At 68.2% G+C, this 14,577-nt stretch carries 11 protein-coding genes; 6 read left to right on the top strand and 5 right to left on the bottom strand.

Translation table 11 applies throughout. From position 1 onward, the window contains the following. Window positions 1-11: 11 nt before the first annotated feature. The 5 genes from OZ403_RS17595 to OZ403_RS17575 all read right to left on the bottom strand — a co-directional run bounded on the left by OZ403_RS17595 (window position 12) and on the right by OZ403_RS17575 (window position 6,909). Window positions 12-647 carry an RNA polymerase sigma factor gene (locus OZ403_RS17595; RefSeq protein WP_140791349.1) on the bottom strand — a complete coding sequence of 212 codons (636 nt, stop codon included), beginning with the start codon at window positions 645-647 and terminating at the stop codon, window positions 12-14. 58 nt (window positions 648-705) lie between these two features. After that, window positions 706-1,938 carry a multicopper oxidase family protein gene (locus OZ403_RS17590; protein ID WP_442929790.1) on the bottom strand — a complete coding sequence of 411 codons (1,233 nt, stop codon included), beginning with the start codon at window positions 1,936-1,938 and terminating at the stop codon, window positions 706-708. A 133-nt stretch (window positions 1,939-2,071) separates the two neighbouring features. Continuing rightward, entirely contained in the window at window positions 2,072-3,532 is a 1,461-nt protein-coding gene (locus tag OZ403_RS17585) for a TolC family protein (protein ID WP_140791345.1), read from the bottom strand. A 523-nt stretch (window positions 3,533-4,055) separates the two neighbouring features. Next, the gene (locus OZ403_RS17580; RefSeq protein ID WP_140791343.1) at window positions 4,056-4,436 is read right to left on the bottom strand and encodes a cupredoxin domain-containing protein; all 381 of its coding nucleotides are present in this window, start codon (window positions 4,434-4,436) and stop codon (window positions 4,056-4,058) included. Between the two features lie 187 nt (window positions 4,437-4,623). Continuing rightward, a complete protein-coding gene (locus OZ403_RS17575; protein ID WP_140791341.1) occupies window positions 4,624-6,909 on the bottom strand; it encodes a heavy metal translocating P-type ATPase in 2,286 nt (761 codons plus the stop codon). Window positions 6,910-7,263: 354 nt separating this feature from the next. Between OZ403_RS17575 and OZ403_RS17570 the strand changes: the two genes are divergently transcribed. From OZ403_RS17570 to OZ403_RS17545, 6 genes are all read left to right on the top strand, one after another. Continuing rightward, a complete protein-coding gene (locus tag OZ403_RS17570; protein WP_140791339.1) occupies window positions 7,264-7,719 on the top strand; it encodes a cupredoxin domain-containing protein in 456 nt (151 codons plus the stop codon). A gap of 373 nt (window positions 7,720-8,092) precedes the next feature. Beyond that, window positions 8,093-9,445 (top strand): multicopper oxidase family protein, encoded by a 1,353-nt coding sequence (locus OZ403_RS17565; RefSeq protein WP_237078350.1) that lies wholly within the window; start codon window positions 8,093-8,095, stop codon window positions 9,443-9,445. A 162-nt stretch (window positions 9,446-9,607) separates the two neighbouring features. Beyond that, complete coding sequence (locus OZ403_RS17560; protein WP_140791335.1) at window positions 9,608-11,035, top strand: sensor histidine kinase; 1,428 nt, start codon at window positions 9,608-9,610, stop codon at window positions 11,033-11,035. Beyond that, the gene (locus OZ403_RS17555) at window positions 11,032-12,432 is read left to right on the top strand and encodes a sigma-54-dependent transcriptional regulator (RefSeq protein ID WP_140791333.1); all 1,401 of its coding nucleotides are present in this window, start codon (window positions 11,032-11,034) and stop codon (window positions 12,430-12,432) included. The genes OZ403_RS17560 and OZ403_RS17555 overlap by 4 nt, the downstream gene beginning before the upstream one ends. 95 nt (window positions 12,433-12,527) lie before the next feature. After that, complete coding sequence (locus OZ403_RS17550) at window positions 12,528-13,556, top strand: YncE family protein (RefSeq protein WP_268784649.1); 1,029 nt, start codon at window positions 12,528-12,530, stop codon at window positions 13,554-13,556. 266 nt (window positions 13,557-13,822) lie between these two features. Next, complete coding sequence (locus OZ403_RS17545; protein ID WP_237080392.1) at window positions 13,823-14,323, top strand: DUF305 domain-containing protein; 501 nt, start codon at window positions 13,823-13,825, stop codon at window positions 14,321-14,323. Window positions 14,324-14,577: the final 254 nt, after the last annotated feature.

Below are 14,577 nucleotides of genomic sequence, written 5' to 3'. Positions count from 1 at the left end.
CTGCGGTCAGGTCATGCCGTCGCGCTCCCGCAACCCCCGGCCTTCTTCTCGGCGCCCTGCGTCCCACACGTGCAGTCCAGACAGCCGTGCGAGGCGCACGTACCGCACGAAACCTCCAACTGTTTCTTGAGCGCCTTGCGAGCACGGTGCAGTCGCACCGCCGCGTTGTTGGAGGTGATGCCCGCCTCCAGGGCGAAAGCCTGGACGCTGACGCCCTCCACCTCCACACGCCGCAGCGCCTCGGCATACTCGGGCTTGAGGGTGCCGGCCAGCCGGCCCACGCACTGGCAAACAGCCTGCGCCAGTTCCGCTTCCGGTGCATGGCCCTCCTCGAGCTCGCTGGCCAGCGAAGCCAGCGCGCGCTCCGTCGTGCCACGACGCCGGTAATGGTCGATGACCGCGTTGCGCAGCACGCTGTAGAACCATGCCGTCAGCGACTCATCTTCGCGGAGCGTCTCCGCCTTGCCCATGCCGCGGACGAACGCATCCTGAAGGATGTCCTCCGCCACCGCGCGGCTCCCAACCCGCCGCTCGAGAAAGCGCAAGAACTCCCGGTGGTTCTCCACCAGACTGGAAATGACGTCGGCGGACAGAGGCCGCACCGCGCCATCGGTCTCCGCGTCCGCTCCCTGATTCATGTCACTCATGCCGTTCAGGTACAGGGACGGAGGACCTGGTGCAAGCCGTCCTCCGCCCCCTGCGTCATCAACCAAAGCGCACGTCCGGATTGATGCCGTCCGCGTCCATGCGCACCGGGTCGGCCTTGTCCGCCACCGACCCCTTCGGGTGCACGTACCAGCCGCTTCCATCCTCGGTGTCCGGGTTCTCGCGCACCTTGAGGAGCGTGAACATGCCGCCCATGTCGATGGGGCCGAAGGGCCCCTTGCCGCCCTTCATGGGAATGCTGTTGGCCGGCATTGGCATGCCCATCTCTTCCATGCCGCCCATGCCATCCTGCCCCATCGTCATGTACCCCGGCACCAGCGCCTGCACCCGCCGGTCGATGGCCCGTGCGTCAGCGCCCAGCGTCACCGGAGCCGCGTGTCCCATCTGGTTCATCACGTGGTGGGTCATGTGGCAGTGCATGGCCCAATCACCCGGCTCGTCCGCGACGAACTCGATGACCCGGGTGCTCCCCACCGGCACCAGGATCGAGGTTTCCGGGTAGCGGGCGGACTCGGGGACGAAGCCCCCATCCGTCCCCGTCATTTCGAAGGACAGGCCGTGCAGGTGAATGGGGTGGTGGTCCATGGCGGACAGATTCCCCAGGCGGATGCGCACCCGCTCCCCGCGTCCGATGACGAGCGGCTCGGTGGCCGGGAAGGCCTTGGAGTTGAACGTGAGGACATTGAAGTCGCTCATCGCGTTGGGGTCCGGCCGGCGCATGCCTGGCAGCACCTTCCACTCGTGCGTCATCAGCGCGAAGTCGCGGACCACTCTCGGGCCGCGCGGACGCTTCGGATGGACGATGAACATGCCCATCATCCCCAGCGCCATCTGGGTCATTTCGTCGTAGTGCGGGTGATACATGTACGTGCCCGGCTGGTTCAGCGTGAACTCGTAGGCGAAGGTTTCTCCGGGGGCGATGGGGCGCTGGTTCAGCCCGGACACGCCATCCATGCCATTGGGAATGATGAGCCCGTGCCAGTGCACGGTGGTCGGCTCGGGCAGCCGGTTGGTGACGTAGATGCGAAGGCGGTCTCCCTCCACCGCCTCGATGGTGGGCCCCGGCGTCGAGCCGTTGTAGCCCCACGCTTCCACCTCCAGCCCAGGGGCGAAGGTGTGCTTCACAGGCATGGCCACCAGGTGGCCCACCTTCACGCCACCCACCTTCCTCCACGGCAGCGTGGAGCCGTTGGGCGTGGTGACGGCCACCTGCCCGCCCGGAGCGACGATGCTCGGCGTCCTGGCGCGTGCGCTGACGGGAGCGGAAGGCACGGCGTGGGACTGTCCTTGCGCGAGGGCGTGGCTTGCGACCAGCGTGCCCCCAGCGAGTGCGCCGAGCTGAATGAACTGCCTGCGGTCCATGGTGGTGTGTCCTCTCGATGTCGAAGTGCCGTGAATGCGAAGGTCAGTGCGCGTCCGCCGCGGCGGCCGGACCGGAGCTCGCGCTCATCGACGAAACGCGGATGGAGCCCAGCTCCAAGCCTTGGTGACGGCCCGCCAGGAGTTGCTCCAGCGCTGAGCGGGCGCGGTGGTGGTCGAGCAGCGTCTCCACGTAGGTGCTGGCCGCGTCCGTCACGGCGGCCTGGGCACGCAGCACCTCGAAGACGCCCACCTGCATTGCGTTGTACTGGAGCACCGTCTCGTCGAGCACCTGGCGCCGGGCCGGAAGGAGCACGTCACGGACGTGCCGCGCTCGTCGCCCCGTGGACTCCACTCGGCCGCGGGCCTGGCGCAGCGAGGCGCGGATGGCGGTGGCCGTGGCCTCGTAACGGGCCTTCAGGGACTCGCGCGAAGAAAGGGCCGCCATGCGCACGCCCTGCTTGCGGTCGAACAGCGGCAGCCCCACCGTGAGGTGCGCCCCCATCTCCCACCGGTCCTCGTCCTTCTCGCCGTGGAAGCCGCCGGACAGGTGGGGCAGGAAACCCTCCGTCCGCGCGAGCCCGTGGCGCCGGTCGGCGGCATCCATGCGGCCGCGCAGCTCGGCCAGGTCGAGGCTCGCCTCGATGGCGCGCGCCTCCAGCCCCTCCCCCGAATCCAGGTCGTTGACGGGGTCGGCCAGCGGCGAATCCACCGTCCACTGCGTGCGGGGACCGAAGAGGCCCAGCAACACGTTGAGGGCCTCGCGCGAGTCCAGCAGGGCGTTCTCGGCTTCGGCCACGGCCAGGCGCGCGGACTCCACGGCGGAGCGCTCGGTGGCCACCTCCAGCGCGCGGACGTTGCCCGCCTTCTCCAGCTCCACCGCCGTGCCGTAGCCCGCCTGTGCGACTTGCAGAGCCCGGTTGCGCAGCTCCAGTTGCTGGTGCCGGGCCTGGACCTCGTAGAAGCCCAGGCGCGTGCGGTAGGCCAGGTGCAGCACCTCGCCCGCCGTGAGTGCGCGCGCGGCCGTGCGCTCGGCCTGGGCCACCCCGCGACGCTGCGGCAGGAGGATGAGCCCGGACAGGTCGTACTCGATCCCGATGTCCCCTTGCAGGGGCTGCCCGCCACGGGTGGGCTTTCGCATCTCCAGCTCCACCTCTGGATTTGGAGGAAGGCTCATCTGCACCAGGTTGCCAGTGGCGACGCCCAGCTCGTGCATCGCGGCGCGCAGGTCGCGGTTGTTCAGCAGGGCGATGCGGACGGCCGCGTCGGCGGTGAGCGGCTGGGCCAGCAGCGCCCGCACGGCCGGGTCCGCGTCCTCTCCCCGGAGGGCCTCGCTGGTGAGCCCGACGACCGGGCCCCCAGGCATCCAACGAGCGCCGAGCGTCGTGTGCACGTCACGCGCATCATTCGCCAGGGGAACGGTGACGCATCCCCCCAATGCGAACATGGATGCCACGAGGGTGCCTGCGGCGGGCCGCTTCCAGCGTGACGATGACCAGGTCTTCATGGTGCCTCTCTCCGTCGCGGGCAGCTAGTGCTGGTGATGGTCGTGGCTGGGGGCGGGAATGCCGGCATCCGGGGCGCTACCAGAGTGCCCCCCGTGTCCATCGTGAGCGCTCCCCTGCTTCGCGCCATGCCCCGTGTGTCCACCATGGCCCGAGTGCCCAGAGGTATGCCCCGTCGCGTTGCCTTGCCGAGCGGTGCCACCATGACCGCCTGAGTGCCCTTGATGACCCGAGTGGTCGCTCCCCTTGATTCCGTCCTCGGAGGCAATCCCCGACGGCGCACGCAGCGGATCAGCATCTGTCAGCACTGCGACCAGATTCGGACGGGGGGCCTCCGGAGCACGCAGCGAAGTGGGCGACGTGGAATCCTCATCGAGCGCGCTCCAGGGAGCGGCGGCGCAGGCGGTGAGGGGAGACAACAAGGAGAGGACGAGGAGCTTCTTCATGATGGGATTCCTTTCGGAGCAGGTGACCGGCTTCAGCCCCTTGGACGCGGCAGGGGCCGGCGACTTACAGGCTCGGGGCTCAGACCTCTGCGATGAGGCGGCCGCGCAGCATGCTCATGCCGCAGGTGAAGTCGTACGCGCCGGGCGTGAGCGCGGGCAGCTCGATGGTCACCACGCGCCCGGTGGGCAGGGTGCGCGAGACGCCGAGGTCGCCGAGCACGATCTGCTCCGAGCACGCGGAGCGGTCCGTGCGCAGGACATTGAGCTTCACCGGCACGCCCGCGCGCACCACGATGCGGTCGGGGCGGTAGCCGCCGTCCACCATCAGGTCCACTTCCTGCGCGCCGCCGACCTCGCTCCGGGCCCGGGTGCGCTGGCGCGGGCCGAAGAAGAACAGGACGGTGGCCGCCGCGGCCAGCACGCTGCCAGAGACGACTCCCACTTCGATAGAATCCAACATGACGCTCTCTCCCTGGACGCAGGTTTCACGCGGCAGGCCAGGGAGCAGGTCGCGCCCTCATGTCCACCGCGTTCACCCCTGTTGACGGGCCAAGAGCCGGGCTCTTACAGGTGCCGTGAATGCACGAACGCCACGGTCCCGAATGGAGGACCGTGGCGCCGTGGGGACTTCGTGAGGAAGGTCTGGCTCAGGCCGCCTGGGGCGCTGGCAGGCGCAGGCGCCGCAGACGCAGGCTGTTGAGCAGCACCGACACACTCGACAGGGACATGGCCACGCTCGCCAGCATCGGTGACAACAGCCATCCTGTCAGGCCGTAGAGCAACCCCGCCGCTACCGGGATGCCCAGCACGTTGTAGAGGAAAGCCCAGAACAGGTTCTGTCGGATGACCCGCATCGTGGTGCGAGCCAGCCCGAGTGCCGCCGGCAGTCCTCGCAAATCGGAGCGCAGCAGCGCGACGCCCGCGGCATCCCGGGCCACGTCCGTCCCCGTCCCCATGGCAACTCCGAGGTCCGCCTCCGCCAAGGCCGGCGCGTCGTTGACGCCATCCCCCACCATGGCCACGCGCCGTCCCTCCGCCTGGAGCGTACGCACCACGTGCGCCTTGCCGGACGGCAGTACACCGGCGAAGACCCGGTCGATGCCGAGAGCGCGCGCCACCCGTGCGGCCGGTCCCTCATGGTCGCCCGTGAGCATCACCACGTGAAGCCCCATGCTCCGCAGGGACTGGACCACCGTGGCGGCCTCCTCCCGCTCCGGATCCGCGATGCCGATGGCGCCGACCCAGCGCCCGTCCACCGCGACGAGCACGGGCGTCTGCCCGTCCGTCGTGAGCACACGCTCGGCGTCCTCGCTCCCGGACACGCCCCGTCCGTCCAGCATTCGACGACTGCCCACGAGCACCCTGCGCCCGCCAACCTGGGCCTCCACACCATGTCCCGGAGTGGAGGTGAACGACTCGGGCGTTCCGACCTTCAGGCCCCGGTTGGAGGCCTCGGACAGGACAGCGCGGGCCAGCGGATGCTCGCTCGCCGACTCGGCGGCGGCGGCGAGGGTCAGCACTTCCTCCTCCGTCATGCCGCTCGCGGCGAGGACGCGGACCACCGCCGGGCGCCCCTGGGTCAGCGTTCCCGTCTTGTCGAGCACCACGGTGTCGATACGACTCGCTCCTTCCAACGAAGCGGCGCTCTTCACCAGCACTCCGAGCTGCGCACCACGTCCCATCCCCACCATGAGCGCCGCGGGCGTGGCCAGGCCCAGGGCGCACGGGCAAGCGATGACCAGTACGGCCACCGCGTTGAGCAGGGCCATCGTCAGGCGCGTCTCCTCGGGGGCCAGGACGAACCAGGCCGCGAACGTGGCGATGGCGATGAGCAGCACCACCGGGGTGAATACGCCGCTCACCACGTCCGCGAGGCGCGCGATGGGCGCCTTGGTGCCCTGGGCCCGCTCCACCACCTGGACAATCTGCTGGAGCGCGGTGTCACTCCCCACCTTGGCCGCACGGAAGACCAGGCGGCCCGTGCCGTTCATCGTCCCGGCGAAGACCTCTGCGCCCGCTGCCTTCTCCACCGGCAGGCTTTCCCCCGTGAGCATGGATTCGTCCACCGAGGAGGCTCCGTCCACGACGGAGCCATCGACGGGGATGGACTGCCCCGGACGCACCACCACACGGTCCCCCACCCGCACCTCGGCGAGTGGAACCTCTCTCTCGACGCCATTCTCCAGCACGGTGGCGATGGAAGGGGCCAACGCCTGAAGCCGCCGGATGGCATCCCCTGCCCGGGTGCGTGCTCGCGATTCCAGGAAGCGCCCGAGCAGCACGAAGGCAATCACCGCGGCCGCAGCCTCGAAGTAGATGGGAGGTGCGGCTCCGTGCCCACCATGACCACCGTGGTCCCCGGCGACCATGAATGTCGGCCACACGGTGGCCACCACCGAGTAGATGAAAGCCGCGCCGGTCCCGAGCGCCACCAGGACGTTCATGTCGGCCGACCTGTGCCGCAACGCGGCCCACGCCGCCCGGAAGATGGGACCACCGCTGTACACCATGACTGGCAGCGTCAGGCCGAGCTGCACCCAGGTGGAACCGGTGAAGTCGAGCGCTCCGTGGGACATGGCCAGGACGACCACCGGCAAGCCGAAGAGCACGGCCACGGCGAGCCGGCGCCGGAGCCCTCGCTCCTCCGCGGCGTCCGTCTCTTCGGCGGTGGAAGCCTGCGGCACCTCGGCGCGATAGCCGGCGTCGGCCACCGCATGGGCCAGTGCACTGACGGACGTGGTCTGAGCGTCGAAGAGTACGCTGGCCCGGCGGGTGGCGAAGTTGACGCTGCACTCCTGGACCCCCTCCACCTCGCTCAGAGTGCGTTCCACGCGGCGCGCGCATGCGGCGCACGTCATACCCGACACGGCGAGGTCCATCCGCTCCAGGGCGCCCGCGGGAGACCGGGACGAGGCTGCTTCAACGGCATTCATGGGGCTTCCTCCTGCCCGCGAGCTAGCGGGTTCCCCCCACTGACGCGCCTCCCCCGAAAGGCTTACACCTGCGAAGAGGTCCAGCCGCGGTGGTCAGCGCCTCGTGCGCCACCCGCAGCGTGTCGGCCATGAACCGCACTTCACGGCGCCGTGAAACGACGCTGCTTCACGCTCCACCTGTGACCGGGCCAGTTACAGCGAAACCCGTCTGGGTACTCCGGACAGGCGCCGCGCCACGGCAACCCCGCATGAACAGGCGCGTTCAGTCATCGGCACGCGTTGTGCTCCAGCGGACCGACTTCACAGGATGCCGGACGTCCCCGAGGGCATCCTCACTCTGGGAGCAACCAAGCGATGAAGAAGAGCCTGATGGGACTCCTTGCCGCACTCCCCCTGATTGCCGCGGCCCCCGCGGTCGCGTGTGACGAGCACGCCAAACAGAGCGAGCACGCCGGGCACGGCGAGCATTCCGCGCACGGAGGCACGGCCAAGAAGGCCGCTGCGCCCGCGCAGAAGCCCGCCTCGGCCCCGGCCTCCAAGAACGGCGTCCAGACCGTGGACCTCACAGTGACCCCCCAGGGCTTCGAGCCCTCGAACGTGAAGGTGAAGGCGGGGCAGCCCGTCCGCCTCGTGGTCACGCGCAAGACGGCCAAGACGTGCGCCACGGAAATCGTCATGGCCGACCTGGGCATCAACAAGCCGCTCCCCATGGACACGCCGGTGACCGTGGAGTTCACCCCCAGCAAGTCGGGCACGCTGCGCTACGCCTGCGCGATGGACCACATCAGCGGGCTCGTCACCATCCAGTAGACCGCCGTTCCGGGACGATGTTGCGCCGGGAGAACCCGGCCTCGAGGCAGCGTCGCAGGGCCGGTGCGGCACGCAACTCGTGGTGTGATTCCTGGGGTTACACCGTGACTCCAGCATCGTGGCCTCTCAGGCGGTACCCTTCCCAGGCAAGCGAAGGCTGCGCACCCAGGTCGCGCGCCTGGGGGCTGGGCCACGCCACCACGGCGGCCTGGTCCCCTCCTCGCCCGCTCACGGAGGCGGAGCGAGGGCTCCTGCACCTTCCATCCATTCGTGAAGAGGCTTCATGCATCGCAATCGCTGGTTCATCGGGGCAGCTCTCGTTGCCCTCCTCGCAATGCTCGCGGCACTCGGCCTCGGCCAGGAGGATGCCGCCATGGCGACGCACCGGCAGCCGCGCGCGGCACCGCCCTACCCTGAAGACACGCCGTCCACGGGCCGCGTGCGCGAGTTCGAGCTCGTCGCGGCCCCGACAGCCCTCCCGCTCCTGGATGGCCGGAGTCTGGAGGTCTGGGCATACAACGGCCAGGTACCCGGCCCCACCCTTCGCGCCACCCATGGCGACACGGTCCGCGTGCGCTTCACCAACAAGCTGCCTCAGCCGACGACCATTCACTGGCACGGCATCCGGCTTCCGAACGGAATGGACGGCGTGCCCGGGGTGACCCAGCCTCCCATCCCACCTGGGGGAACCTTCGTCTATGAGTTCAAGGTGAAGGACGCAGGAACCTACTGGTTTCACCCGCACCTTCGCGGGAGCGAGCAAGTCGAGCGGGGGCTGTTCGGCGTGCTCATCGTGGAGGACCAGAAGCCCGGCCCATTCTCACGCGAGCTCGTCTGGGTGCTCGACGACTGGCGCCTCGACGCGGGTGGCCAGATTGATGGCCGATTCAACACGCGCCAGGATCTCGCGCACGACGGCCGCTGGGGGCAGGTCTCCACGGTGAACGGGACTGTCCAGCCAGAAGTCCCGCTGCGGCCCGGCGAGCGGGTGCGGCTGCGGATGGTCAACGTTGCAAACGGGCGCGTGTTCGCGCCTTCCTTCGAAGGGCTGGACGCATCTGTCATCGCGGTCGACGGGCTGGCCACGGACCGGCCGCTGCCGGCCTCCCGCTTGGAGCTCGCGCCAGGGAACCGCGTCGACCTGGACTTCACCGTTCCCGAGGCGCCGAGCAACGAGCGCCTGGAGGTGATGGACCACTTCACTCGCAGGCCGTTCCCTCTCGCAACGCTGGTGGTGTCTGGAGAGGTCGTGCGGCCGCCCGAAGTGGCAGCACTTGCCCCACCCCCGAGCCCTGACCTCTCTCCAGCGCGTGCACTGCTACCCGCGGAGACCTTCCGGCTGAATGCGAGGCGGGGAGGCCCCTTCGGCATCGAGTGGACCATCAATGACGAGGCGTTCCACCACGAGGGGGAGCATGCCTCCGCGCACCACAAGGTCTACCGGCTCCCTGCCCACCAATGGGCCACGCTGCGGTTCGTCAACGAGTCCTCCCGCCTGCACCCCATGCACGTGCATGGCCAGTTCTTCCGCGTGGTGGCGCGCGATGGTGCATCGGTGGACGAGGGACACTGGCGCGACACCGTGCTGGTTCGTCCAAGGGAGACGGTGGATGTGGCGATGTTCCCGCAGGACGTGGGGGCCTGGATGCTCCACTGCCACATCCAAGAGCACGCCGAGGCCGGGATGATGACGCTCGTGGACGTCCATACGGAGGGTTCCCAGTAAGCGAGCCCCCGGCCCATTACAGTGTGACCAGCCTGGTCACACCCGGCCCTTTTCTCGCAACGATGAGGGAGCGCCGCCCAGGAATGAGTTCAGCCACTTGCAGCGCGCACCACATTGGCCTGCCTGTTGCTAAACCCCTACCTCCGTTCGCCAGGGGATGTCGTGTCCGGAACCGCCCGCAGGCTCTTTTACGCCTTCTCGCTCCTCGTCCTGACCTTCGGCGCGGCAGCCTATGCCGCGCTCGAGGGCATGGCGGAGATCCACGAGGCCCTGCACAGCGTGCGGCGGCAGGAAACGGCCGTGCGCACCACGCTGTCGCTCGCGACCTCGGTGCGAGACCTCTACGCACACCAGGCCCACACCGTCATCCTCGGCAACGCCAGCCACCTGCCGCTCTACGACAGCGCCTATCACCGTGCCATGGAGCGGCTCGAAGCGGTCCAAGCCCAGGCCACCACCTCCGAGGAACGCGCACAGGTGGAGACCATGCGCCGCACCACGACGGAGCTGGACCGGCTTTTCCGCGAGGCACTCGTGCCAGCCGTGCTGCGCGAGGACCATGCCACCGCGGCCCGGGAACACTCCAGGGCCCTGGAACTGGTCGGCGTCATCCAGGAGAGCGCGGACACCCTGGCCTCGCACTACGAGCGTGCCATTGGCAACTTCGAGGAGCACGCGAGCACGGTCCAGCACGCCAGCTTCCAGTGGACGGTCGCCATCCTGGCCGGTGCAGCCCTGCTCGCGGCGGGCGTAGGCCTCTACATCGGCCGCTCGGTGGCCCGCCCGGTCTCGCTGCTGGAGGCCGGCGCGGCCCGTATCGCCGCGGGCGACCTCATGACTCGCATCGCGCTGGACCGCCCGGATGAGTTCGGAAGGCTGGCGCAGCAGTTCAACCGGATGACCGCCGCGCTACGTGAGCACCAGGAGCGCTTGGTTCAAAGCGAGCGGCTGGCGGGCATCGGCCGCCTGGCGGCGGGTGTGGCGCATGAAATCAACAATCCCCTGGGGGTCATCCTCGGCTACGTGCGCCTGCTTCAGCGCAAGGCGGAGGGTGCGCTCGCGGACGACCTGCGCATCATCGAAGAGGAGACGCTGCGCTGCCGCGACATCGTGGAGGGGATGCTCGACCTGTCGCGGCCACTCCAGGTCCCGGGCGAGACGCTGGAGCTGCGAGAGCTGGTGGAGGAAGTCTTCTCCCGGTTGCGGGAGTCCGCCCAGCGCACCGAGGCATCCCTGACGGTGGAAGGCGAAGCCCGGGTGGCAGGGCATCCGCAGCGGCTGCGGCAGGTGGTCACAAACCTGGTCAAGAACGCCATGGAGGCCGCAGGTCCCTCGGGACAGGTGACAGTGGCCATCCACGCCCACGAAGGCGAGGTGGCGCTTTCATTCCGCGACAGCGGGCCCGGCCTCTCTCCCGAGGCACAGAAGCGGATGTTCGAGCCCTTCTTCACCACCAAACCCCAAGGCACCGGGCTGGGGTTGGCGGTGTCGCAGGCCATCGCCCAGGCCCATGGTGGCCGCATCCAGCCGCGCAACCTGCCTGGCCGTGGTGCGGAATTCACCCTGCATCTCCCCCGGAGTACGCCGTGACGGACAGACCGAGTGTTCTCGTTGTCGACGACAAGGAGAACATGCGCCACCTCATCACCCGCATTCTCGGTGACGCTTATCAGGTGAGGACGGCTGAAGACGGAGGCCGTGCACTCTCCCTCATCCAGACGCAGCCGTTCGACGTGGTGGTGACGGACATCCGAATGCCGGGAGCGGACGGCTTTGAGGTGCTCAAGGCAGTCAAGCAGCACTCGCCCACCACCGAGGTCATCCTGATGACGGCGTACGCCTCCGTCCCCAAGGCGGTAGAGGCCATCAAGGAGGGGGCCTATGACTACCTGCCCAAGCCCTTCGACCCGGACGAGGCGTCCCTGGTGGTAGCCCGCGCCCTCGAGCGCAAGCGGCTCAAGGAGCAGGCCGCCTCACTGCGGCGCGAGTTGGAGGGCATCTACAGCTTCCAGAACATCATTGGCAGGAGCGCGCCCATGCGTGCGCTCTACGGCCTGCTGGAGCGCGCCTCCGAGCTGGACATCACGGTACTCATCACCGGGGAGACGGGGACGGGCAAGGAGTTGGTGGCGCGAGCCATCCACCACCACGGCCCACGCAAGGACCGGCCCTTCATTGCGGTCAACTGCGGCGCGCTGCCCTCCGAACTCATCGAGAGCGAGCTGTTCGGTCACGCCCGGGGTGCATTCACCGGCGCGGTAGAGACCAAGGCCGGTCTCTTCGAGGCAGCCTCCGGGGGGACCATCTTCCTGGACGAGATTGGAGAGCTGCCCCTGTCCGTCCAGGTGAAGCTCAACCGCACGCTCCAGGACAAGGAGGTGCGCCGTGTCGGAGACGCGGTTGCGCGCCGCATCGACGCACGTGTCATCACCGCCACCCACCGCGACCTCAAGGCCGAAGTGACGGCGAGCCGCTTCCGCGAAGACCTCTACTACCGGCTCAATGTCTTCCCGGTGCATCTGCCGCCCCTGCGGGAGCGGCGCGAGGACATCCCCCTGCTGGCCATGCACTTCGTACAGAAGGCGGCGAAGACCTACCGGCAGCCGGTGGATGGCCTGGAGCCGGACGCGTTGCGTGCGCTCACCGGGTACAGCTGGCCGGGCAACGTGCGCCAGCTCGAGAATGCCATCGAACGCGCGGTGGCCATCACCACTGGCTCCCGGGTGGGCGCTGACGCGCTCCCCCCTGAAGTCACGGGCGGACAACAGGGAGCACTGCCCGCAGACCATCTGGTGAAGATGCCCTTCCGGGAGGCGGTGGACCTGGCGCGGGACCGTGCATCGCGCGATTACCTCATCGCCCTGCTGCGGGAATTCGGGGGCAATGTGACGCGGGCTGCTGAACGCGCGGGCATGGAGCGCGAGAGCCTCCACCGGCTCCTCAAGCGCTTTGGCCTGCGCTCCGATGACTTCAAGGAGTCACCCTAAGCAATACATGCAATCAAGCTGCATTCACAACCGAACACAGCCTGTGTAGATGCCGTCGACATGATTCCGCCGAGAGGACCGTCGATATGGAACGCATGAAGCCGACACTGTGGATGATGCCCTTCCTGACTGCGCTGGCGATGAGTGGCTGCGCCGACAAGGACTCGAACTCGTTCCCCGTCCTCGAAAAGGACGCCGTGTTCGTCGTGAATGGTGGCAGCAACTCCCTCAGCGTCATTGACGTGGAGCGGCAGGAGGTCACCAGCACCCTTCGATTGAAGGACATGACCTATCCCCACCACATCAGCCTCAGCCCGGACCGGAGCTTGCTCGTGGTGGCGGTCCCCGGCATGGATCTGAGCGGCGGGCACGGCGGCGGGCACGGCGGTCACACCATGCGTGGCAAGCTCCTCCTGCTGGACGCGAAGACGGGTAAGACGCGGGCCACGCGGCAGTTCGACGCGATGACCCACAACGGCGCCTTCTCGCCGGACGGCACCGAGGTGTGGACGGCCCTGATGGCGGAGCCGGGCGCGGTGGTCGTGCTCGACAGCCAGACGCTCGAGCCCAAGCAAACGATCAACGTGGGCGACATGCCCGCGGAGGTGACGTTCTCCCAGGACGGGCGCTACGCCTTCGTCGCCAATGGCGACTCCAACAACGTCTCCGTCATCAACGCGGCCACCAAGGCGGTGGTGAAGACGGTGACCGTCGGGGCCAACCCGGTAGGCGCCTGGCCGGGGAACGACGGCCTCATGTACGTGGACAACGAGGACGGCAAGAGCCTGACCGGCATTGATGCCAGCACCCTCGATGTGGCGCGTACCTATCCGCTGGGCTTCACGCCGGCCATGGCCGCCACGGCCCCCAATGGGGACCTCTGGGTGACGGACACCGACAACGGCAAGGTCATCTTCTTCGCCGCAGGTACGACGACACGTCAGGGGGAACTGGCCACTGGCGCCGGAGCCCATGGCATCGCGTTCTCCGTCGATGGCGCCACCTCATTCATCACCAACCAGACCGCGGGGACGCTCAGCATCGTCGACGTAGCCTCGCGTACCGTTCGGAAGACGCTCACCGTGGGCACCCAGCCCAACGGACTTGTCTTCCGCGAGAACTGACCCGTCTCGAGGTGCGGGGTGATTGCCGCGGCGCGCCCCTGTGAAGTGGCCTGTAACCCCGCCGCTCACAGGTGCCACGGGCCACCTCCATGCACAGCATCCGGCGCGGCGGACGCCCCTGGCAATTCGGCACACCGCGGATGCCAGGCGTCCGACCTGGAGGCTGTGAACGTATGAAATCCTCAATGCTATGCAGCGCCCTGGCGGTCGTCTTCCTCGCAGCGGTAGCGGGGTGTGGAGATGACGAGTCGCACGAGGGCATGTCCATGGACAGTGACGTTGCCCCCGATCGGCTCGTCGTGGACGGCAACTATTCCGACGAGCGGTTTATCGACATGATGGCCGCGCACCACCAAATGGCCACCGAGATGGCCATGGTCGAGGAGCAACGCGGCACGCGTCAGGAGCTCCGGGCGCTGGCCACGAAAATGATTCAGGACCAACGTCAAGAAATCGAGGAACTGAAGGCCCTCAAGCAGGCCCACTTCGGCTCCTCGGATGTGCCGACGATGATGAGCGAGTCCGAGATGCAAAACAGCGGCATGCTGATGACCGCCGAGCTCGCGCGACAACCGGACGTCGACAAGGCGTTCATCGATTCGATGATGCCGCACCACTCAGGTGCCATTCTGATGGCGAGCGTCGCGCTTCGGCGGACCAGCAACGCGGATATTCGCGCACTTGCCCGCGGAATCATCGACGCACAGACGAAGGAGATCGGTCAGCTGATTGAGTGGCGCAAGTCCTGGTACGGCAGTCAACCGTAGCGGGCATTGGCGCACTCACGACTGGAGGCGGCGAGCCACCGCCTCCACCGCCGCGCGGATGGCCGCCACGAGCCCGTCTCCGTCACCGCACCAACTGGGTGTGACCCACCTCATCCGGGTGTAACAGCGCGGGTTACGCCAGAGGGAGGCACGCCCGAGTCAATCTCGGAGGTTGCCCGTTGGCACGGCTGGCCTCGGGGTTGCTTGTTACCCGAGCTGACAAGCCGCACGGGTTCGCCCTGAGAGCATTCCTG

Origin of the sequence: Myxococcus sp. NMCA1, from assembly GCF_026810205.1 — a bacterium.
GTDB classification, from domain to species: Bacteria; Myxococcota; Myxococcia; order Myxococcales; family Myxococcaceae; genus Myxococcus; species Myxococcus xanthus_A.
The sequence above is the reverse complement of the archived record's forward strand: the minus strand, read 5'-3'. Positions and strand labels throughout refer to the sequence as shown.